At 65.9% G+C, this 249-nt stretch carries 1 protein-coding gene; it reads left to right on the forward strand.

The window, feature by feature from the left end:
• Positions 1-234, forward strand: a 234-nt coding sequence (locus tag EIP85_RS21775; RefSeq protein ID WP_241560141.1) for an ATP-binding protein, incomplete at its 5' end; no start/stop codon positions are given.
• Positions 235-249: the final 15 nt, after the last annotated feature.

Consider the following 249-nt stretch of genomic DNA (forward strand, 5'->3'; position numbering starts at 1 on the left):
AGGGATCACGGGGCGGGAATACCTGAGGAATACGGGGACCGCCTGTTCCAGCGTTTCGTCCAGGCCGGCACGCCGTCGCAGGGCCGGCCCAGCGGCACCGGGTTGGGCCTGAGCATCGCCAAGGCCATCGTGGAGCGGCACGGCGGCACGATCTCGTTCATCAGCGCAGTTGGACAGGGCACCACCTTTTGCGTCGAACTGCCACATCGGCAGGACCTTCGGAGTGCGGCGTGAAAATGGATCGACTGG

This window comes from Solirhodobacter olei, from assembly GCF_004010155.1.
Lineage (GTDB): Bacteria > Pseudomonadota > Alphaproteobacteria > Rhodobacterales > Rhodobacteraceae > Solirhodobacter > Solirhodobacter olei.